Genomic DNA, 19,620 nt, shown 5'->3' with positions numbered 1-19,620 from the left:
GGGCCGGTTAGGCCTAGAGGACCTGCAGGCGACCCGCTTCCAGACGGACACGAGCCCCATAGGGCCAGGCCTGGTTTTCCGGGCCGTGGCCGCTGGGCAAGCCGCGGTAGAGGGCGATGCCGCGCGGGGCCAGCCATTCGGCAAAGATCTCTTCCAGCGACTGCTCGACGTTGCGCGGTGGACAATCGGTGAAGGTGCCCAGGCAGACGGCGCCGATGCGATGTTCGGTCAGGTTGCCCAGCAGCTGGCAGAGGCTGCGCTCCAGCCGGTAGTAGGGCTCGCCGACGTCTTCCAGCATGAGGATGGCGCCATCATGGGGACGCAGCGCTGCCGCCGTGCCGACCACGCTGGCCAGGGTGGTGAGGTTACCCCCGATCAGCTCGCCGGCAGGCACCTGGGCCGGACCGGCCAGGCGCTCCAGTTGCCAGCCCGGACGGGCACCGGCGCACAGCTCCAGCACCGACTCCAGGGAGCGGATACGGGCGGCCTGGGCTTCAGGATCCTCGTCACGACGCCCCCAGTCCAGCGCGCCGGGACCGTGGATTGCGGTGAGGCCACGGCGGTGAAAGGCTTCCAGCAGTACGGTCAGATCGGAGTAGCCGATCAGGGGCCGCCCCTTGCTGCTGGACAGCCGCGACCAGTCCAGCCAGGGCAGCAGCTGGGCGGAGCCATAGCCGCCGCGCAGGCACCAGACTGCATCCACGTCTGCCTGGCTGAACGCCCAATGCAGATCCGCTGCCCGCTCCTCGGCGGTTCCGGCGAGATAGCGATGGCGCTTAAGCGCCTGCTCCCCCAGCACCGCTTCGATACCGGTGGCCTGCAACTGCTCGACCGCTGCCGTGACCAGCTCTTCCTTGACCGCACCTGCCGGACTGACCAGCGCCACACGCCGCACGGGACTCATTCCAGCACCTCCACTGGCATGCCGGCCTCGATGACGCCACGGCCCAGGGGGATGACGTTCATGCCGAACAACATGCGGTTGTCATTGAAGCGGTATTCGCGCAGCGCGGTCAGCGGTTGCCGATCCGGATCCTTCTCGCCGGTCACCGGATCCTGGGTGATGACGATGCAGCGCGCGCAGGGACAGGCCACGGCGAAGTCCACCGTCCCGATGCGCAGTCGCTTCCAGCCATCCTCGGCATAGGCCGGCGTCCCTTCCACCACCAGATTCGGCCGGAAGCGCAGCATTTCCAGCGGTTTGCCGACGCGCGCCACCAGATCGGCCAGAGAGGCCTCGCTGGTCAGCAGCAGGGGAAAGCCATCGGCGAAGTGGACCTTCTGCCCGGGCTCGGCAAAATCAGTGTTGATCTGGCGAGCATGGCTTTCGGCAATGTGCACCAGGCGGCAAGGACGCCCGAGGAAGTCGCTCAGCCAGGCATCGGCTTCGGCAGCCACCGGCGCCTGCAGGGTATCGCGCCAGATGGTCACGCCGAGTTGCTCGTCTGCCGCGCCCGGCACCGCCACCTCGATCGGCGTCCGTCCCGGTGCGCTCAGGCGCAGGCGGTCAGCGGCCAGCCAGCGCGCCTCGATCTGATTCATCTGCGCCAGTTGGCGCAGGGTCAGGAAGCGGCCGGTGTCGGCATCTACCACCATCCAGCGGCGATCACCCACCAGGCCCAAGGCGTCCACCTCGGCCTGCGCCAGGGATTCCACGGCCGTCGACTTGACGGGATAACGATAGAGGGCACTGAGGTGCGACATGGGCGCGGCTTCCTGGCGGCGGACAAAGGCCGCCAGTGTAAGGGAGGCGCCGGAGCGGCGAAACCGCGGGAACTACTCCTCGGCCAGCGCCAGGCGCCGGCGCACTTCCTCGACCAGTTGATCGGGCTGGAACTTGGAGAGGAAGGCGTTGCAGCCCACCTTTTTCACCATGGCTTCGTTGAAGCTGCCGGACAGCGAGGTGTGCAACACCACATAGAGGTCGGCGAGGCGCGGATCCTGGCGGATCTCGGTGGTCAGGCGGTAGCCGTCCATTTCCGGCATCTCGGCATCGGTCAGTACCATCAGCAGCTTCTCGGTCAGCACCACGCCCTCGTCAGCCCAGGCCTTGAGCTTACGCAGGGCCTGCAGGCCGTCGGTGGCGACGTGGAATTTCAGATCCAGCTGCACCAGGGTGTCGCGCAACTGGCCAATGGCGGTGCTGGAGTCGTCGACCAGCAGCACCTCGCGGCCGCGGGCCTTGGCCAGCAGCGGATCGGCCAGGCGCTCCTGGGAGACCTTGACGTTGTAGGGGGCGATCTCCGCCAGCACCTTTTCCACGTCGATCACCTCCACCAGGCGGTCTTCGATGCGGGTGATGGCGGTCAGGTAGTGCTGGCGTCCGGCGCCGCCGGGCGGGGCCTGGATGCTGTCCCAGTTGAGGTTGATGATGCGATCGACGCTACCGACCAGGAAGGCCTGCACCGAGCGGTTGTACTCGGTGACGATGATGGTGCTGTTCTCGTCGGGGGTGATGGGTCGCATGCCGATGGCGGCGGCCAGGTCGATCACCGGCAGGGTCTGGCCACGCAGGTGGACCACGCCGCAGATCATCGGATGGCGCTTGGGCATCTGGGTCAGGCGCGGCAGCTTGAGGACTTCCTGCACCTTGAACACGTTGATGGCGAACATCTGCCGGCTGGACAGCTGGAACATGAGAATTTCCAGACGGTTCTCGCCAACCAGCTGAGTGCGTTGATCGACGGTGTCGAGAATGCCGGCCATGGAAAGTCCACTCCAAAGATAAGTCAGGTCACAGGCTATCGGCGGCTGACGCCAGTTCTTGAGTCCCGGAAATAGGAAAGCCGCCCGAGGGCGGCTTCCAGAACGGACGCGCGGATCAGGCGCGCGGCAGGGTCACGCCGCGCTGGCCCTGGTACTTGCCGCCGCGATCCTTGTAGGAGACCTCGCAGGCCTCGTCGGATTGCAGGAACAGCATCTGGGCCACGCCCTCGTTGGCGTAGATCTTGGCCGGCAGGGTCGTGGTGTTGGAAAACTCCAGGGTGACGTGGCCTTCCCACTCGGGCTCCAGCGGCGTGACGTTGACGATGATGCCGCAGCGGGCGTAGGTGCTCTTGCCCAGGCAGATGGTCAGGACGTCGCGCGGAATGCGGAAGTATTCCACGGTGCGCGCCAGGGCGAAGGAGTTCGGCGGGATGATGCAGACGTTGCTGACCACATCGACGAAGCTCTTGTCATCGAAGTTCTTCGGGTCCACCACCGCGGAATGGATGTTGGTGAAGACCTTGAATTCGTTGGCGCAGCGCACATCGTAGCCGTAGCTGGACACCCCGTAGGAGATCACCCGGCTGTCGTCCGCGCCGCGCATCTGGCGCTCGACGAAGGGCTCGATCATGCCGTGCTCCTGGGCCATGCGGCGAATCCACTTATCCGATTTGATGCTCATGGCAGGTCTGGCTCCGGGGCGAAAAAATTGACCGCGCATTCTAGTGGATAGCCGCGCGGTCTCAAAGGCGAACGGACGAAATCAGTCGTCGCTCACGGTGATGGTCGGCATGCCGCCGCCAGCCTGGCCGCCCTGGGCGATGCGGGCACCGACCTTGCGCGCCAGTTCTTGGTAGATCAGCGCGATCTGGCTGTCCGGATCGGCGATGGCGGTGGGCCGTCCGGCGTCGGCCTGCTCGCGGATGGCCATGGCCAGCGGCAGCGAGGCCAAGAGGTCCACGCCGTACTGCTCGGCCAGCCGGCCGCCGCCGCCTTCGCCGAACAGGTGCTCGGCATGGCCGCAGTTGGAGCAGATGTGCACCGCCATGTTTTCCACCACCCCGAGCACCGGGATGTTGACCTTCTGGAACATCTCCACGCCCTTCTTGGCATCCAGCAGGGCCAGGTCCTGGGGCGTGGTGACGATCACCGCACCGGCCACCGGCACCTTCTGCGCCAGGGTCAGCTGGATGTCGCCGGTGCCCGGCGGCATGTCGATCACCAGGTAGTCCAGGTCATTCCAGGCGGTTTGCGTGATCAGCTGGATCAGGGCGCCGGAGACCATGGGGCCGCGCCAGGCCACCGGGGTCTTGTCGTTGGTCAGGAAGGCCATGGACATGACCTCGACGCCATGGGCCTGCAGCGGGATGAACCACTTCTCGTCACGCACCTCGGGACGGGTGCCCTCGGCGAAGCCGAACATGATGCCCTGGCTGGGGCCATAGATGTCGGCGTCCAGCACGCCGACCCGGGCGCCTTCGCGGGCCAGCGCCAGCGCCAGGTTGGCAGCCGTGGTGGACTTGCCCACTCCGCCCTTGCCCGAGGCCACGGCGATGATGTTCTTGACGTTGCCCATGGCCTCCAACTGCGGCTGCGCCGCGTGGGGCGCGATGGTGCAGTCGATCTGGATCTCGGCGGTCTCGACCCCGGGGACGTTCTCCAGCGCAGTCTTGAGCACCTGGGCCAGGCCACCCTTGAACAGTCCGGCGGCATAGCCCAGCTCGAAGCGGGCGCGCACCCGGCCACCGTCCAGCGCGAGGTCGCGCAGGGCGCCGGCGCTGAGCAGGTCCTGTTCGAGATAGGGATCGTGATACTGGCGCAGCGCGGCCTCGATGGCCTCGCGAGTCGGAGCGGTCATGCAGACTCCCGGAAACAGCGGATAGGAAAGAGAAGCTGCGGCCTATGCTACCCACTGTCCTTGCTAAAGCCTATCCACGCGGCGCTACACTCCCGGCTTTCCCCTCGCCCGTGGAGCCCTGCGTGAACGCCTCTTCCTTGCACATCAGTTCCACCTTCGACAGCGGCGCCGTCGAGGTGCTGTCCCTGGCCGATCACGCGGATATCCGCCTGCGCATTCGCCCGGACACCGCCTCGCCCTTCACCCAGTGGTTCCATTTCCGTCTCGAAGGCGCCCGCGGCCTACCCTGCCAGCTGAGCTTCGACAACGCCGGCGCGTGCGCCTACCCAGAGGGTTGGCGCGACTATGGCGTGGTCGCCAGCTATTGCGGGCAGGAGTGGTTCCGCATTCCCACCCGCTACGACGGCAAGACCCTGAGCTGGACCGTCACCCCGGAACACGACAGCCTGTTCTTCGCCTATTTCGAGCCCTATCCGGAGAGCCGTCACCTGGCCTTCGTTGGTGAGGCGCAACGCCACCCCGCCGTCCGTCTGGAAACCGTCGGCCGTTCGCTGCTGGGACGTTCGCTGGACCTGCTGCGCATCGGTACGCCGGGCGCTGGCAAGAAGAACATCTGGATCATCGCCCGCCAGCACCCCGGCGAGCCCATGGCCGAGTGGTTCGTGGAAGGCCTGCTGCGTAGGCTGCTCGGCCTGGGCGAACACCAGGGCGATCCGGTGGGCGCCAAGCTGCTGGAGCGGGCCGTGCTGCACGTGGTGCCCAACATGAATCCCGACGGCTCGGCGCTGGGCAATCTGCGCACCAACGCCGCCGGCGCCAACCTCAACCGCGAATGGCTGGAGCCGGACGAAGGACGCAGTCCCGAGGTGCTGGCGGTACGCCGCGCCATCGCCGCGAGCGGCTGCGACCTGTTTCTCGACATCCACGGCGACGAGGCCCTGCCCTATGTCTTCGTCGACGGCTGCAATGGCCTGCCCAACTTCGGTGAGCGCGAAGAGGCCGAGCAACAGGCCTTCCTGCAGCGCTTCCAACGTGCGAGCCCGGATTTCCAGACCCGGTACGGCTATCCCCGTGGTCACTTCGGCAGCGAAACCCTGAAACTCGCCACCAAGTATGTCGGCCATACCCATGGCTGCCTGGCCCTGACCCTGGAGCTGCCGTTCAAGGACAACGCCAATGACCCCCGCCCGGATGTGGGCTGGAACGGTGCCCGCAGCGCCGCCTTGGGCGCGGCCATGGTCAATGCCCTGTACTGGCAGCTGGCCGATCTCTAAATGCTCGAAGTCTGCTGCGCGTCGGCCAGACGGCGTTGGAAACTGCCTCAGAATGCTCATTTACCCGTTGTAAACTGCGCCTCTTCGGCAATTTCCGCCTTGCCTGGCGCTAGCTCGCAGGACTTCGCGCTTTTCAACGCCCATCCCCACGGATGAAACCGACCGGCCATTTCGCTATGATGGTCGGTCAACTTATCAGCGCCGCGATCCAGCCAAGACCATGACCGAGCCCCGCAAGATTCTCGTCACCAGCGCCCTGCCCTACGCCAACGGCTCCATCCACCTCGGCCACATGGTCGAGTACATCCAGACCGACATCTGGGCCCGCTTCCAGCGGCTGCGCGGCAACCAGTGCATCTATGTCTGCGCCGACGACGCCCACGGCTCGGCCATCATGCTGCGCGCCGAGCGCGAGGCGATCACGCCCGAGCAGTTGATCGACAACGTCAAGCGCGAGCACAGCGCCGACTTCGCCGACTTCGGCGTGGCCTTCGACAACTTCCACTCCACCCATGCGGAAGAGAATCGCGAGCTGTCGCGCGCCATCTACCTGAAGCTGCGGGAGAACGGCCACATCGCCACCCGTCCGGTCACCCAGTACTTCGACCCGGACAAGCAGATGTTCCTGGCCGACCGCTTCATCAAGGGCACCTGCCCCAAATGCGGCAGCGCCGACCAGTACGGCGACAACTGCGAGAAGTGCGGCGCCACCTATGCGCCCACCGAGCTGAAGGACCCCAAGTCGGCCATCTCCGGCGCGACCCCGGTGCTGCGCGAATCCGAGCACTTCTTCTTCAAGCTTCCCGACTTCGCCGAGATGCTCAAGGGCTGGACCCGCAGCGGCGCCCTGCAGGAATCGGTGGCCAACAAGATCGCCGAATGGCTGGACGCCGGCCTGCAGGAATGGGACATTTCCCGTGACGCGCCCTACTTCGGCTTCGAGATCCCCGACGCCCCGGGCAAGTACTTCTATGTCTGGCTGGACGCGCCCATCGGCTACATGGCCAGCTTCAAGAATCTCTGCGACCGTCGCGACGACCTGGATTTCGACGCCTACTGGGCCAAGGACAGCACGGCCGAGCTGTACCACTTCATCGGCAAGGACATCGTCAACTTCCATGCGCTGTTCTGGCCGGCCATGCTCGAAGGCGCCGGCTACCGCAAGCCCACGGCGCTGAACGTCCACGGCTTCCTCACCGTCGACGGCCAGAAGATGTCCAAGTCCCGCGGCACCTTCATCAAGGCGCGCACCTACCTGGATCACCTGAATCCCGAATACCTGCGCTACTACTTCGCCGCCAAGCTCTCGCGCCACGTCGAGGACATCGACCTGAACCTTGAGGACTTCGTGCAGAAGGTCAATTCCGACCTGGTGGGCAAGGTGGTCAACATCGCCAGCCGCTGCGCCGGCTTCATCCACAAGGGCAACGCCGGCCTGCTGGTGGATGCCCAGGCCGCACCCGAACTGGAAGCCGCCTTCCGCGCCGCCACGCCGAGCATCGCCGAGGCCTACGAGACCCGTGACTTCGGCCGTGCCATGCGCGAGATCATGGCCCTGGCCGACCGCGCCAACGCCTGGATCGCCGACAAGGCGCCCTGGGGCCTGGCCAAGCAGGACGGCAAGGCCGACGAAGTCCAGGCCATCTGCGCCCAGGGCATCGAGCTGTTCCGCCAGCTGGCGATCCTGCTCAAGCCGGTATTGCCCAACCTGACCGCCGCCGCCGAGGCCTTCCTCAACGTCGCCCCCCTGACCTGGGCCGACCTGGACACCCGCCTGGCCAATCATCAGCTCAACGCCTTCCAGCCCCTGCTCACCCGCATCGAACCCGCCAAGGTGCAGACCATGATCGACGCTTCCAAGGAAGACCTGGCCGCCCAGGCCGCGCCCGAGCCCGCCGGCAACGGCGAACTGACCAAGGCCCCGCTGGCCGAGACCATCGACTTCGATACCTTTTCCAAGGTCGACCTGCGCATCGCCCTGATCGAAAAGGCCGAATTCGTCGAGGGCGCCGACAAGCTCCTGCGCCTGACCCTGGACATCGGCGACGCCAAGCGCAACGTCTTCTCCGGCATCAAGAGCGCCTACCCGGAGCCGAGTCAACTCGAAGGCCGCCTAACCCTGTACGTCGCCAACCTAGCGCCGCGCAAGATGAAGTTCGGCGTCTCCGAAGGCATGGTCCTGGCCGCCGGCCCCGGCGGCAGCGAGATCCACCTGCTCAGTCCCGACAGCGGCGCCAAGCCCGGCCAGCGGGTAATGTGATAGCGACGGCGCCTCAGGGCGCCGTCCTTTCAAGTGCAAGCCATGAACGCCCAAGCCCAGCTCATCACCGCCATCGACGCCCTGCTGCCACAGACCCAGTGCGGCAAGTGCGGCCATCCCGGTTGCCAGCCCTATGCGGCGGGCATCGCCGCGGGCGAAGCGCACAACAAGTGCCCGCCCGGGGGCGCGACCACCATCCGCGAACTCTCAACCCTGCTCCAGCGCCCGGCGCTGCCCCTGGACTCGCCCTATCCGGTGACGCCCAGCCAGCGCGCGGTGATCCGCGAGGCCGAGTGCATCGGCTGCACCAAGTGCATCCAGGTCTGCCCTACCGACGCCATCCTCGGCGCGGCCAAGCTGATGCACACGGTGATCGAGAGCGAATGCAGCGGCTGCGAACTCTGTCTGGCCCCCTGCCCCGTGGACTGCATCGATCTGGTGGCTGCACCCGCGCCGGTCGATCGCGTCGAAGAGCGCCAGCGCGCGCAGTACTATCGGCGCCGCTTCGATGCCCGCCAGGCGCGCCTGCAGCGGGACCGCGAGCGACTGGACGCCGAGCGCCAGCGCCGTCAGGTGCCACCTGCGACCGCCACGGTTGCAGAGCACCCCACCACGGCGGAATCCTCGCTCAAGCCGCTGAAGATCGCTGCTGCCATGGCACGTGTCGCCCTGCAGAAGGCCGAACGGCAACTGGCCCAATACGGCACGCCCGCACTGGAAACCCAGGTGCAGCAGTTGCGTGAAGCCGCCCAGCAGGCCCAGGCGGCCCTCGACCAGGCGCAGCAAGCGCCCGCCACTGCCAGCGCACCTGCCCTGGCGACGCCAGCCGCCGATCCCGCCGCCCTCAAGCAGGCGCGGATCGCTGCCACCCTGGCGCGTGCCCAGCTGACCAAGGCCGAGCGGGCCTTTGGTACCGAGCCAACACCCGAGCAGAACGCGCAACTGGAAACCTTGCGCAGCGCCGCTCAGCAGGCGGCTCACCGCCTCGCGGCCCTGGAAGATCGAGTCGCCCGATGAACGCCGCCAAACGCCTGGAAATCTTTCGTCGCCTGCACGAAGACAATCCCGCCCCCAAGACGGAGTTGGCCTATGCCTCGCCGTTCGAGCTGCTCATCGCGGTGATCCTCTCCGCCCAGGCCACCGACGTCAGCGTCAACAAGGCCACTGCCCGCCTCTATCCGGCGGCCAACACGCCCCAGGCCATCCTGGATCTCGGGGTACAGGGTCTTTCGGAGTACATCAAGACCATAGGGCTCTACAACAGCAAGGCCAAGAACGTCATCGAGACCTGCCGGCTGCTGCTGGAACGCCATGGCGGCGAGGTACCCCAGACCCGCGAAGAACTGGAGGCCCTGCCCGGCGTGGGCCGCAAGACCGCCAACGTGGTGCTCAACACCGCCTTCCGCCAGCTCGCCATGGCGGTGGACACCCATATCTTCCGGGTCAGCAACAGAACCAATCTGGCCCCCGGCAAGAACGTGGTGGAGGTCGAGCTCAAGCTGCTCAAGGTGGTGCCGAAGGCCTACCTGCTGGATGCCCACCACTGGCTGATCCTACATGGTCGCTATGTCTGCCAGGCGCGCAAGCCCCGCTGCGGCAGCTGCCGCATCGAAGATCTCTGCGAATACAAGGCAAAAACCTCTGACGATTGAAAAAGGGCGTATCAAAGCCCTTCGGCGATTGAAAAAATCTTTTTTACCGGCCCCTGCTTTGTCGTTATAAGGTGCGCGAAAAGGTCCCGCCGCCCTGTCATGAGTGCGTGTGACCCTGTCCAGCCTTGCAGGAGTTACCAATGGCCGAAGACAAAAGCGATATCGATGTAGACGACGATTTCGAGACCGATAACGAGGCGCCCGAAACCGTCGATCCCGTCGAGCCCATCGTCAGCAAGACCAACCTGACCAAGCGGCGCCTGATCGACAACATGCTCGAAGAGCGCCGCCTGAAGCGGCAGCTCTCCGAGTACGACTTCGATCTGTAAGAGCCTGTTCAAAGTCTAGCGAGCTAGAGCCAAACAAGGCCTAGGCGGCCCCGCGAAAATAGCTGAGGAAGCGGATCGGACCCGCGCTCGGGTTTACGAGTAGTAAATGAGTATTCCGACCGGGCTGGCGACCCAGGCCATTTTCAACGCCGTTTGGCCGACGCGCAGCAGACTTTGAACAGGCTCTAAGCCATAAAAAACCCCAGCCTAGGCTGGGGTTTCGCGTTGCAGGGCCACCCTTACAGCAGGGTGCGACCCTTGCCGGCGGCGATCCGCATGCGCAGGGCGTTGAGCTTGATGAAGCCCGCCGCGTCCGCCTGGTTGTAGGCACCGCCGTCTTCTTCGAAGGTGGCGATGTTGGCGTCGAACAGCGACTCGTCGGACTGGCGACCGACGACGATGACGTTGCCCTTGTACAGCTTCAGCCGCACCACGCCGTTCACGTTGGCCTGGGAGGCGTCGATCATCTGCTGCAGCATCAGCCGCTCGGGACTCCACCAGTAGCCGGTATAGATCAGGCTGGCGTACTTGGGCATCAGCTCGTCCTTGAGGTGGGCCACCTCGCGGTCGAGGGTGATGGACTCGATGGCGCGGTGGGCCTTGAGCATGATGGTGCCGCCGGGGGTCTCGTAGCAGCCACGGGACTTCATGCCCACATAGCGGTTCTCGACGATGTCCAGACGACCGATGCCGTTCTCGCCGCCGATGCGGTTCAGTTCGGCCAGCACCGTGGCCGGGCTCAGCTCCTTGCCATCGATGGCGACGATGTCACCGTTGCGGTAGGTCAACTCGATGTAGGTCGGGGTGTCAGGTGCGGCTTCCGGGGACTTGGTCCAGCGCCACATGTCTTCTTCGTGCTCGGTCCAGGTGTCTTCCAGCACGCCACCCTCGTAGGAGATGTGCAGCAGGTTGGCGTCCATGGAGTACGGCGACTTCTTCTTGCCGTGGCGCTCGATCGGGATCTGGTGCTTTTCGGCGTAGTCCATCAGCTTCTCGCGGGACAGCAGGTCCCACTCGCGCCAGGGGGCGATCACCTTGACGCCTGGCTTGAGCGCATAGGCACCCAGCTCGAAGCGCACCTGGTCGTTGCCCTTGCCGGTGGCGCCGTGGGAGATGGCGTCGGCACCGGTTTCGTTGGCGATCTCGATCAGGCGCTTGGCGATCAGCGGACGGGCGATGGAGGTACCCAGCAGGTACTCGCCTTCGTAGACGGTGTTGGCACGGAACATCGGGTAGACGAAGTCGCGGACGAACTCTTCGCGCAGGTCGTCGATGTAGATTTCCTTGACGCCCATGGCCTGGGCCTTGGCGCGTGCCGGTTCGACTTCCTCGCCCTGGCCGAGGTCAGCGGTGAAGGTCACCACTTCGCAGTTATAGGTATCCTGCAGCCACTTGAGGATCACCGAGGTGTCCAGGCCGCCGGAATACGCCAGGACTACCTTCTTCACATCCGCCATGCCGTTCGCTCCCGTGTGTTGCGTTGAGTCGGAAAGCGACAAGTCTACTGGTCGCCTCGCCGCTTTTACAGGGGCGCGACGCACTCTGATGTCTGGGCGACATCCGGTCAGATGGATCAGCCCTTGGGTTTGGCGGGCGGTGCCGGGGTAGGCGCCGGCGGTTCGGCCGGATTGGCGGCGGTGCTGGTGGTTGGCGCGGCCGCTGGTTCGCTGCTTGCCGGCGCCCGCGAGAACACCAGGGTCACCCGGCGATTGAGCGAGCGATTGGCCTTGCTGGTGTTGGGTGCCACGGGATACTGCTCGCCAAAGAAGCGCAGCTCGATCTGCTCGGCGGCGAAACCCTTGCTCTTGAGGTACTCCATCACGGCGATGGCGCGCAGGCGGGATTCCTGGCGATTGTCCAACCGGGTGCCCTGGTTGTCGCTGTAGCCGGAGACGATGACGTGATTGACCGTCGGATCGGCCTTCAGGTACTCGTCGATGAGATCGAGCTTGGCCTTGGCGAGGTCGTCCAGGGTATCGCCGCCGCCTGGGAAGCCGACCTGGGAATGACGGATCTGCTCGAAGTTGACCGCCAGCAGCTTCTGGGTACAGGCCTGGAATTGCTGGTAGGCCGGCTCGAAGCGCACCGGCAGCAGCCGGACCTCGACCCGGTCGTCCAGGGCACCTGCCCTGCTCACCTGGGGCATACGCCCTTCCATCAGACCCGCCAGCAGGCGCTGCGCCTGCTGTGCGCTGGTGGCCAGCGCCTGTTCGCCCTCCACCACCTTGACCGAGCCGAGGCTGATGTCGCCGAGCCCCGGCTTCCAGGGCACTGCGGCCGCCTTGAGGTGGGCACTGCCCGCCGGCAGCCACTGGCCATTGGGCCGCAGCTCGAACACCGTGGCTTCGCCCGCGCGGCGCAGAAAGCCACCACTGCCGAAGCGCGGGATGGGCTGCAGCAGGCGACAGGCGAAGATGTCGCCCTCCACTTTCCATTCCACGCTCTCGAGCCGGCTCTGGAAGGTCATCCCCCAGGCCGGCACGGCGAGCAGCAGATAGGAAAGGAAGAGGTAACGCGGGCGCACGTCGGGCTCCGGAAAGAAAAAGTACCTGGGCTTCTTATCGGTCGAGGGCGCGGAAAACTTGAGCGCGGTCCCGCCGCACGGGTGCCGGCTACCCCCTTTTCCGGTAGCATTTCCCCACTTTCCCGCAGCCTGGAATCCCGCATGACCGACCGGATCACCCTTGCCCGTCCCGATGACTGGCACATTCACCTGCGCGACGGCGCCGCCCTGCCGCAGACCGTCGCCGACGCCGCCCGGGAATTCGGTCGCGCCATCGTCATGCCCAACCTGGTGCCACCGGTGCGCAACGCCGAACAGGCCGCCGCCTACCGCGAGCGCATCCTGGCCGCGCGTCCGGCCGGCAGTCGCTTCGAGCCGCTGATGGTGCTCTACCTCACCGACCGCACCAGCCCGGACGACGTACGCAGCGCCAAGGCCAGCGGCTTCGTGCACGCCGCCAAGCTCTATCCGGCCGGTGCCACCACCAACTCCGATTCCGGGGTCACCTCGCTGGACAACCTCTTCCCCACCCTGGAAGCCATGGCCGAGATCGGCCTGCCGCTGCTGGTGCATGGCGAGGTCACCCATGCCGAGGTGGATGTCTTCGACCGCGAGAAGCGATTCATCGACGAGCACCTGGTGCGTATCGTCCAGCGCTTCCCGACGCTGAGGGTGGTGTTCGAGCACATCACCACCGGTGATGCCGCTGCCTTCGTGCGCGAGGCCCCGGCCAACGTCGGTGCCACCATCACGGTCCACCACCTGCTGTACAACCGCAACCACATGCTGGTGGGCGGGATCCGGCCGCACTTCTATTGCCTGCCGATCCTCAAGCGCAACACCCACCAGAGCGCCCTGCTGGACGCCGCCACCAGCGGCAATCCCAAGTTCTTCCTCGGCACCGACTCGGCGCCCCATGCCCGTCACGCCAAGGAAGCGGCCTGTGGCTGCGCCGGCTGCTACACCGCCTATGGCGCCCTGGAACTCTATGCCGAGGCCTTCGAGAGCCGCAACGCCCTCGACCGCCTGGAAGGCTTCGCCAGCCATTTCGGTGCCGACTTCTACGGCCTGCCGCGCAATACCGAGACCGTCACCCTGGTGCGCGAGGACTGGCAGGCGCCGGCCTCCCTGCCGTTCGGCGACCATGAGGTGATTCCGCTGCGCGCGGGTGAAACGTTGCGCTGGCGGCTGGAGGTGGGCGTATGAGCATGGACGAGACCTTCAGCGACGAACTGGATGCCAGCCAGCCGATGTCCGACTCGCGCATCCCCATGGCGCGCCGCTTTCGCGGCTATCTGCCGGTGGTGGTGGACGTCGAGACCGGTGGCTTCAACGCCGCCACCGATGCCCTGCTGGAAATCGCCGCCACTACCGTGGCCATGGACGAGGAAGGGGTGCTCTATCCGGATCACACCTACTTCTTCCGTGTCGAACCCTTTGTCGGCGCCAACATCGAACCGGCGGCGCTGGAATTCACCGGCATCAAGCTCGACCATCCGCTACGCATGGCGGTGGGCGAAGAGCAGGCGCTGAGCGAGATCTTCAAGGGCGTGCGCAAGTCGCTCAAGGCCAGTGGCTGCAAGAGAGCCATCCTGGTCGGCCACAACAGCAGCTTCGACCTGGGCTTTCTCAATGCCGCGGTCTTGCGTTGTGGCCTGAAGCGCAATCCCTTCCACCCCTTCTCCAGCTTCGATACCGCTACCCTCGCCGGCCTGGCCTATGGTCAGACGGTATTGGCCAAGGCCTGTCAGGCGGCCGGTATCGAATTCGATAATCGCGAAGCCCACTCGGCCCGTTACGACACCGAGAAGACCGCCGAGCTGTTCTGCGGCATCGTCAATCGCTGGCGGGAGATGGGCGGCTGGGTCGACCTGGACTGATCGGACAACCGCCTGTCGCCCAGGACGCCTTTGATGAGATTTTGCCGCCTACAACTTTGACAATCATTCTCATTGTCATTAGCTTTGGCGGCACCTCCACTCATACAGCAGGCGATCCATGTACGTGTGTCTTTGCCGTGGCGTGACCGACAAGCATATTCGCGAAGCCATCTATGAAGGCTGCTGCAGTTATCGGGAAGTCCGGGAAAGCACGGGTTGCGCCACCCAGTGCGGCAAGTGCGCTTGCCTCGCCAAGCAGGTGGTCAAGGAAACCCTCGGTGAGCTACATGGTGCCCAGCAGCTCGCCTACGCTCTGGACGTCCCGCGCGTCTGAGCAACATCCCTGCAAAAAAAAGCCGGACCTTGCGTCCGGCTTTTTTATTGTCTAATCAAACGCTTACGGAAAGGATGGAAAAGCTTTCGATTACCGTTCGATTTTCGTCGATTTTTCAACAACTTAAGCTTTTGACAAAGGGCCCTTCCACGCTCAGACTGCCGGCAATCCCACCCGATTTGCAGGTCCGGCCATGAAAGGCGATATCACCGTCATCCAGCACTTGAACAAGATCCTTGGCAACGAACTGGTGGCCATCAACCAGTATTTCCTGCACTCGCGGATGTACAACGACTGGGGTATCCGCAAACTCGGCCATCACGAGTACAAGGAATCCATCGACGAGATGAAGCACGCCGATCGCTTGATCGAGCGCATCCTGTTCCTGGAAGGCCTGCCCAATCTGCAGGACCTGGGCAAGCTGATGATCGGCGAGAACACCCAGGAAATGATCCAGTGCGACCTGCGCCTGGAAATCAGCGCCGTGGCTGACCTGCGTGAAGCCATCACCTATTGCGAAAGCGTGCGGGACTACGTGAGCCGCGACATGCTCAAGAGCATCCTCGAGTCCGAGGAAGAGCACATCGACTGGCTGGAAACCCAGCTGAGTCTGATCGCCAGCGTCGGGATCGAGAATTACATCCAGTCGCAGATGCACGACGACGATTGATCGGGCAAACGCCCATAAAAAAAGCCCGCACGCTGCGGGCTTTTTCATGGGCCAAAGACTCAGGCGTCCTTGGTTTCCACGGCTTGCTTGATCAGGGTCTGCAGCTCGCCCTTCTCGTACAGCTCGGCCAGGATGTCGCTGCCGCCGACCAGCTCGCCGCCCACCCACAGCTGGGGAAAGGTCGGCCAGTTGGCGTACTTGGGCAGATTGGCGCGGATTTCCGGATTCTGCAGGATGTCGACATAGGCGAATTTCTCGCCACAGGCCATCAGCACCTGAGCGGCACGGGAAGAGAAGCCGCACTGAGGCGCGTTCGGCGAACCCTTCATGTAGAGCAGCACGGGATTGTTGGCAATCTGGTCTTTGATGGTATCGATGATTTCCACGATGCACCTCGCTAATACGGTGGGACGATTGTAACGGAAAGGCCGGTGGAACGCCGGGATTTCCGCGACGCCCAGCCCGTGACAGGCGCGGCTCGACCTGGCAATCGACCACGTTCCGACCCGGCCGTTCGCCACCGCCATGACCATTCGGAGCGGCGCCAGGCAAAACTTTGGCACCGGAGCCGTGGTCAGGTTAAGGGTAGGCGCCGCTCGGTGCGCCTGATCCAAGACCCAGGAGAATTCCATGAGCCTGTTCAGCAAGATCCTCTCGAAGCTCGGCATTGGTGAAGCCCATGCGGATACCCCCGCCGCTGCGCCCACCACCGGCGCGACCGATACCGCCGCACCCGCCGGCAGCCCGGCCGCCCCGACCGGCGCCACCCCCATGAGCCAGGTGGACGTCGCCGCCAAGCTTGACGGTCTGGCCGCCCAGAAAGGCGAACCGCTCAACTGGAAGACCTCCATCGTCGACCTGCTCAAGCTGCTCGACTTGGACAGCAGCCTGACCGCCCGCCAGGAACTGGCCAAGGAACTGAACTGCCCCGCCGACAAGATGGGCGACTCCGCCCAGATGAACATGTGGCTGCACAAGGCTGTTCTGCAGAAGCTGGCCGACAACGGCGGCAACGTCCCCGCCGACCTGCTGTAAGGCGCCTCCCCTACGCTACCCCGTCCCAGGCTAGCAGCCCGAAACGAAGGGCCTAGGCTGGGATGGTGGTAAAATGCGACATGAACTTATACCATTTCGCCTTTGGTCTTTCCGCCGTTTGAAACGGCATGCTCTCAGGTTCGCCGCGCCTTCCACGGACGGCCGTTACCGGGACGGGACGCTAGGGTAACGAAATGACGGTTCGCCACTTTCTTTCTTTCATGGACTGTTCCCCCGAGGAACTCCGGCAACTCATCGCACGCGGCATCGAACTCAAGGCCCTGCGCAACCGGGGCGTGCTGCATGAGCCCCTGCGCAATCGCGTCCTGGGCATGATCTTCGAGAAGGCCTCGACCCGCACCCGCCTCTCCTTCGAGGCCGGTATGATCCAGCTCGGCGGCCAGGCGATCTTCCTCTCCTCCCGGGATACCCAGCTCGGCCGCGGCGAACCCGTTCCGGACAGCGCCCGCGTCATGTCGAGCATGCTCGACGGCGTGATGATCCGCACCTACGCCCACGAGATGCTGACCACCTTCGCCGCCCATTCCCAGGTGCCGGTGATCAATGGTCTATCGGATGACCTGCACCCCTGCCAGCTGCTGGCCGACATGCAGACCTTCTTCGAACACCGGGGCGATATCCGTGGCAAGACCGTGGCCTGGATCGGCGACGGCAACAACATGTGCAACAGCTATATCGAGGCGGCCGAACAACTCGACTTCAATCTGCGCATCGCCTGCCCGGAAGGCTACGAGCCCAACCCGCGCTTTCTCGAGCGTGCCGGCGAGCGCGTCCGGGTGACCCGGGATCCGCGCGAGGCCGTGGCTCAGGCGCACCTGGTCAGCACCGACGTCTGGACCTCCATGGGCCAGGAAGAGGAAACCCGTCTGCGCCTGGCGGCCTTCAAGCCCTACCAGGTCACCGCCGAGTTACTCGATGGCGCCGCCCCCAAGGTGCTGTTCATGCACTGCCTACCGGCTCACCGCGGTGAGGAAATCAGCCATACCCTGCTGGACGATCCGCGCGCCGTGGTCTGGGACGAAGCCGAAAATCGCCTCCACGCCCAGAAGGCGCTGCTCGAATTCCTCATCAAGCCGCCGCTACACGCCTGATCCTGGCGTAGGCCTCGGTTGCGCCAGGCAGCCGAGGCCTTTGGCTCACAGCAACAGCTGCCCGCGCATGACCGTTACCGCCCGCCCGGCGATACTGACCCGATCGCCTTCTAACCGACACCTGAGTTGCCCACCGCGAGCGGAGAGTTGCTGGGCGGTGAGCATCCGCTTGGCCAGTCGCCGCGACCAGTAGGGAATCAGGCTGCAATGCGCCGAGCCGGTGACGGGATCCTCGTCCACGCCCACTGCCGGGGCGAAGAAGCGCGAGACGAAGTCGACCTCCTGTCCCCGCGCGGTCACGATGACGCCCTGCCAGGGTAGCCGGGCGATGGCAGCCAGATCCGGCTTGCAGTCACGCACCGCCTGTTCCGACTCCAGCAGCACCAGCAGCTTGTCCGCCGCCAGGGCATCCACCGGCGAGACCTGCAGGGCTCGCTCCAGTTCGGGCGTCACCCCCAGCTCCGTGGGCACCAACGCCGGAAAATCCAGCGCCAGCAGGCCATCGCCCTCGCGAAACACCCGCAGCACGCCCGACTGGCAGATGAACTCCAGTCGATCTCCAGGCTCTCCATAGGCTTCAAACAGCACATGGGCGGCTGCCAGAGTGGCATGACCGCATAATGGCACCTCGGTCCGCGGGGTGAACCAGCGAATCCGCCAGGTCTCGCCCTCGCGCACCACGAAGGCGGTTTCCGAAAGATTGTGCTCGGTGGCGATTCGCTGCAGCAGCTCGTCGGCCGGCCAGCTATCCAGGCGGTAGACGGCAGCAGGATTGCCGCGAAAGGCCTGATCGGTGAAGGCATCGACCTGATGAAATTCTAGGGACATGCACGCTACCTGAGCAGAAGAAGAGAAACAGCAAGCGTCAACGTCGCGCGGGCACCCGGCCTCTGATGATCCCTGTAGCGACGGCTACAGCCTAAGACCGGCCGATGGACAGATTGTCTTCATGAGTCCTATGACCAAAATAGCAGGCGGCGTCGCATCGGCAATGAATTGTCGAACGTCGTCACTGTTTTTGCGCTCAGGAGCTTTGACAGTTTTCATATTTGAAATTAGATTTTCGGTTGCGAACAAATGGCCCATCGGCCACCTATAAATACAACAACCACGAGGCTCCCCCATGAGTACTCTTCTCGCTCCAACACTACGCGGTCAATGCATCGCCGAATTCCTCGGCACCGCCCTGCTCATCTTTTTCGGTACCGGCTGCGTGGCGGCCGCGAAGGTCGGCGGCGCTACCCTCGGCCTGTGGGAGATCAGTATCATCTGGGGCGTCGGCGTGAGCATGGCGGTCTACCTGTCCGCCGGTGTCTCCGGCGCGCATCTCAGCCCGGCCGTCACCATCGCCCTCTGGCTGTTCGGTGGCTTCGAAAGACGCAAGGTCCCGGCCTACATCCTGGCCCAGGTCGCCGGTGCCTTCTGTGGCGCGGCGCTGGTCTACGGCCTCTACAGCAGCCTGTTTTTCGATTATGAACAGGCCCACAACATGGTCCGCGGCAGCCAGGCGAGCCTGGAACTGGCCGGCGTCTTCTCCACCTATCCCCATCCTTCCCTGTCGATCGGTCAGGCCTTCCTGGTGGAAGCCGTCATCACCGCCATCCTGCTGGCCATGATCATGGCCCTCACCGACGACGGCAACGGCCTGCCCCGTGGCCCGCTCGCCCCCCTGCTGATCGGCCTGCTGATCGCCGTGATCGGTGGTTCCATGGGTCCGCTGACCGGCTTCGCCATGAACCCGGCCCGGGATTTCGGACCCAAGCTGATGGCCTTCTTCGCCGGGTGGGGTGAAATCGCTTTTACCGGTGGCCGCGACATCCCCTACTTCCTGGTGCCGATCTTCGGCCCCATCGTCGGTGCCTGCCTGGGCGCCGCCGGTTACAAGGCGCTGATCTGCCGCCACCTGCCCGGCCTGGCTTCCGGTGCCTGCGACGTCCCGGCCAAGGCCGAGGACAGCGCTCGCACCGAAGTGAACTCCGCTTCCAAAGCGTCCTGATCGCCGCGAAT

21 protein-coding genes are annotated in these 19,620 nt (G+C 64.8%); 12 read left to right on the top strand and 9 right to left on the bottom strand.

Annotation, left to right across the window (positions count from 1 at the left end; all coding sequences use genetic code 11):
* Positions 1-13 precede the first annotated feature (13 nt).
* From AX284_RS09160 to apbC, 5 genes are all read right to left on the bottom strand, one after another.
* A complete protein-coding gene (locus AX284_RS09160; RefSeq protein ID WP_017640324.1) occupies positions 14-904 on the bottom strand; it encodes a S66 peptidase family protein in 891 nt (296 codons plus the stop codon).
* Positions 901-1,704: an MOSC domain-containing protein gene (locus AX284_RS09155; protein ID WP_017640323.1), complete on the bottom strand. Its 804-nt coding sequence runs from the start codon at positions 1,702-1,704 to the stop codon at positions 901-903. The genes AX284_RS09160 and AX284_RS09155 overlap by 4 nt, the downstream gene beginning before the upstream one ends.
* A 72-nt stretch (positions 1,705-1,776) precedes the next feature.
* Positions 1,777-2,706 carry a chemotaxis protein CheV gene (locus AX284_RS09150; protein WP_017640322.1) on the bottom strand — a complete coding sequence of 310 codons (930 nt, stop codon included), beginning with the start codon at positions 2,704-2,706 and terminating at the stop codon, positions 1,777-1,779.
* A gap of 115 nt (positions 2,707-2,821) precedes the next feature.
* On the bottom strand, positions 2,822-3,388 hold the full coding sequence (gene dcd, locus AX284_RS09145; RefSeq protein WP_017640321.1) for a dCTP deaminase: 567 nt from the start codon (positions 3,386-3,388) through the stop codon (positions 2,822-2,824).
* A gap of 81 nt (positions 3,389-3,469) precedes the next feature.
* A complete protein-coding gene (gene apbC / locus AX284_RS09140) occupies positions 3,470-4,564 on the bottom strand; it encodes an iron-sulfur cluster carrier protein ApbC (RefSeq protein ID WP_017640320.1) in 1,095 nt (364 codons plus the stop codon).
* Between the two features lie 122 nt (positions 4,565-4,686).
* On the opposite strand from apbC, the gene AX284_RS09135 reads away from it, so the two are divergent.
* The 5 genes from AX284_RS09135 (at position 4,687) to AX284_RS09115 (ending at position 10,079) form a co-directional block, all read left to right on the top strand.
* Positions 4,687-5,838: a M14 family metallopeptidase gene (locus tag AX284_RS09135; RefSeq protein ID WP_017640319.1), complete on the top strand. Its 1,152-nt coding sequence runs from the start codon at positions 4,687-4,689 to the stop codon at positions 5,836-5,838.
* 220 nt (positions 5,839-6,058) lie between these two features.
* Positions 6,059-8,098: a methionine--tRNA ligase gene (metG, locus tag AX284_RS09130; RefSeq protein WP_068384796.1), complete on the top strand. Its 2,040-nt coding sequence runs from the start codon at positions 6,059-6,061 to the stop codon at positions 8,096-8,098.
* 42 nt (positions 8,099-8,140) lie between these two features.
* Positions 8,141-9,115 carry an RnfABCDGE type electron transport complex subunit B gene (locus AX284_RS09125; RefSeq protein WP_068384793.1) on the top strand — a complete coding sequence of 325 codons (975 nt, stop codon included), beginning with the start codon at positions 8,141-8,143 and terminating at the stop codon, positions 9,113-9,115.
* Entirely contained in the window at positions 9,112-9,750 is a 639-nt protein-coding gene (gene nth / locus AX284_RS09120; protein ID WP_068384791.1) for an endonuclease III, read from the top strand. Before AX284_RS09125 ends, nth begins: the two co-directional genes overlap by 4 nt.
* A 140-nt stretch (positions 9,751-9,890) precedes the next feature.
* On the top strand, positions 9,891-10,079 hold the full coding sequence (locus AX284_RS09115) for a PA3496 family putative envelope integrity protein (protein WP_068384788.1): 189 nt from the start codon (positions 9,891-9,893) through the stop codon (positions 10,077-10,079).
* A gap of 239 nt (positions 10,080-10,318) precedes the next feature.
* On the opposite strand, the gene AX284_RS09110 is transcribed toward AX284_RS09115, so the two are convergent.
* Positions 10,319-11,536: an argininosuccinate synthase gene (locus AX284_RS09110; protein ID WP_017640314.1), complete on the bottom strand. Its 1,218-nt coding sequence runs from the start codon at positions 11,534-11,536 to the stop codon at positions 10,319-10,321.
* A 116-nt stretch (positions 11,537-11,652) separates the two neighbouring features.
* Positions 11,653-12,603, bottom strand: coding sequence for a flagellar protein MotY (locus AX284_RS09105; RefSeq protein WP_068384786.1), 951 nt, complete (start codon positions 12,601-12,603; stop codon positions 11,653-11,655).
* A 141-nt stretch (positions 12,604-12,744) separates the two neighbouring features.
* Between AX284_RS09105 and pyrC the strand changes: the two genes are divergently transcribed.
* From pyrC to bfr, 4 genes are all read left to right on the top strand, one after another.
* Positions 12,745-13,788 (top strand): dihydroorotase, encoded by a 1,044-nt coding sequence (gene pyrC, locus AX284_RS09100; protein WP_064307216.1) that lies wholly within the window; start codon positions 12,745-12,747, stop codon positions 13,786-13,788.
* Between the two features lie 2 nt (positions 13,789-13,790).
* Positions 13,791-14,462 carry a ribonuclease T gene (gene rnt, locus AX284_RS09095; protein ID WP_371099781.1) on the top strand — a complete coding sequence of 224 codons (672 nt, stop codon included), beginning with the start codon at positions 13,791-13,793 and terminating at the stop codon, positions 14,460-14,462.
* Positions 14,463-14,580: 118 nt separating this feature from the next.
* Positions 14,581-14,796 carry a bacterioferritin-associated ferredoxin gene (locus AX284_RS09090; RefSeq protein ID WP_064307217.1) on the top strand — a complete coding sequence of 72 codons (216 nt, stop codon included), beginning with the start codon at positions 14,581-14,583 and terminating at the stop codon, positions 14,794-14,796.
* Positions 14,797-14,989: 193 nt separating this feature from the next.
* Entirely contained in the window at positions 14,990-15,466 is a 477-nt protein-coding gene (gene bfr / locus AX284_RS09085; protein ID WP_017640309.1) for a bacterioferritin, read from the top strand.
* Between the two features lie 59 nt (positions 15,467-15,525).
* Here bfr and grxD read toward each other — a convergent pair whose 3' ends face one another.
* On the bottom strand, positions 15,526-15,852 hold the full coding sequence (grxD, locus tag AX284_RS09080) for a Grx4 family monothiol glutaredoxin (RefSeq protein ID WP_017640308.1): 327 nt from the start codon (positions 15,850-15,852) through the stop codon (positions 15,526-15,528).
* Positions 15,853-16,096: 244 nt separating this feature from the next.
* Between grxD and AX284_RS09075 the strand changes: the two genes are divergently transcribed.
* Entirely contained in the window at positions 16,097-16,501 is a 405-nt protein-coding gene (locus AX284_RS09075) for a DUF3597 domain-containing protein (protein WP_068384782.1), read from the top strand.
* Positions 16,502-16,695: 194 nt separating this feature from the next.
* The gene (gene argF, locus AX284_RS09070) at positions 16,696-17,613 is read left to right on the top strand and encodes an ornithine carbamoyltransferase (protein ID WP_068384779.1); all 918 of its coding nucleotides are present in this window, start codon (positions 16,696-16,698) and stop codon (positions 17,611-17,613) included.
* A gap of 45 nt (positions 17,614-17,658) precedes the next feature.
* On the opposite strand, the gene AX284_RS09065 is transcribed toward argF, so the two are convergent.
* Positions 17,659-18,441, bottom strand: coding sequence for a PhzF family phenazine biosynthesis protein (locus tag AX284_RS09065; protein ID WP_017640305.1), 783 nt, complete (start codon positions 18,439-18,441; stop codon positions 17,659-17,661).
* Positions 18,442-18,736: 295 nt separating this feature from the next.
* On the opposite strand from AX284_RS09065, the gene AX284_RS09060 reads away from it, so the two are divergent.
* A complete protein-coding gene (locus AX284_RS09060) occupies positions 18,737-19,609 on the top strand; it encodes an MIP/aquaporin family protein (RefSeq protein WP_017640304.1) in 873 nt (290 codons plus the stop codon).
* Positions 19,610-19,620 lie beyond the last annotated feature (11 nt).

This window comes from Pseudomonas sp. HUK17, assembly GCF_001566765.1.
The sequence above is the reverse complement of the archived record's forward strand: the minus strand, read 5'-3'. Positions and strand labels throughout refer to the sequence as shown.

Excerpts from the sequence above, each read along its gene's own strand:
- nth (WP_068384791.1), top strand. The coding sequence starts at position 9,112 with ATGAACGCCGCCAAACGCCTGGAAATCTTTCGTCGCCTGCACGAAGAC.
- metG (WP_068384796.1), top strand. The coding sequence starts at position 6,059 with ATGACCGAGCCCCGCAAGATTCTCGTCACCAGCGCCCTGCCCTACGCC.
- argF (WP_068384779.1), top strand. The coding sequence starts at position 16,696 with ATGACGGTTCGCCACTTTCTTTCTTTCATGGACTGTTCCCCCGAGGAA.
- AX284_RS09115 (WP_068384788.1), top strand. The coding sequence starts at position 9,891 with ATGGCCGAAGACAAAAGCGATATCGATGTAGACGACGATTTCGAGACC.
- AX284_RS09065 (WP_017640305.1), bottom strand. The coding sequence starts at position 18,441 with ATGTCCCTAGAATTTCATCAGGTCGATGCCTTCACCGATCAGGCCTTT.
- AX284_RS09160 (WP_017640324.1), bottom strand. The coding sequence starts at position 904 with ATGAGTCCCGTGCGGCGTGTGGCGCTGGTCAGTCCGGCAGGTGCGGTC.
- bfr (WP_017640309.1), top strand. The coding sequence starts at position 14,990 with ATGAAAGGCGATATCACCGTCATCCAGCACTTGAACAAGATCCTTGGC.
- rnt (WP_371099781.1), top strand. The coding sequence starts at position 13,791 with ATGGACGAGACCTTCAGCGACGAACTGGATGCCAGCCAGCCGATGTCC.
- pyrC (WP_064307216.1), top strand. The coding sequence starts at position 12,745 with ATGACCGACCGGATCACCCTTGCCCGTCCCGATGACTGGCACATTCAC.
- AX284_RS09090 (WP_064307217.1), top strand. The coding sequence starts at position 14,581 with ATGTACGTGTGTCTTTGCCGTGGCGTGACCGACAAGCATATTCGCGAA.
- AX284_RS09155 (WP_017640323.1), bottom strand. The coding sequence starts at position 1,704 with ATGTCGCACCTCAGTGCCCTCTATCGTTATCCCGTCAAGTCGACGGCC.
- AX284_RS09060 (WP_017640304.1), top strand. The coding sequence starts at position 18,737 with ATGAGTACTCTTCTCGCTCCAACACTACGCGGTCAATGCATCGCCGAA.
- AX284_RS09150 (WP_017640322.1), bottom strand. The coding sequence starts at position 2,706 with ATGGCCGGCATTCTCGACACCGTCGATCAACGCACTCAGCTGGTTGGC.
- apbC (WP_017640320.1), bottom strand. The coding sequence starts at position 4,564 with ATGACCGCTCCGACTCGCGAGGCCATCGAGGCCGCGCTGCGCCAGTAT.
- AX284_RS09125 (WP_068384793.1), top strand. The coding sequence starts at position 8,141 with ATGAACGCCCAAGCCCAGCTCATCACCGCCATCGACGCCCTGCTGCCA.
- dcd (WP_017640321.1), bottom strand. The coding sequence starts at position 3,388 with ATGAGCATCAAATCGGATAAGTGGATTCGCCGCATGGCCCAGGAGCAC.
- AX284_RS09110 (WP_017640314.1), bottom strand. The coding sequence starts at position 11,536 with ATGGCGGATGTGAAGAAGGTAGTCCTGGCGTATTCCGGCGGCCTGGAC.
- AX284_RS09075 (WP_068384782.1), top strand. The coding sequence starts at position 16,097 with ATGAGCCTGTTCAGCAAGATCCTCTCGAAGCTCGGCATTGGTGAAGCC.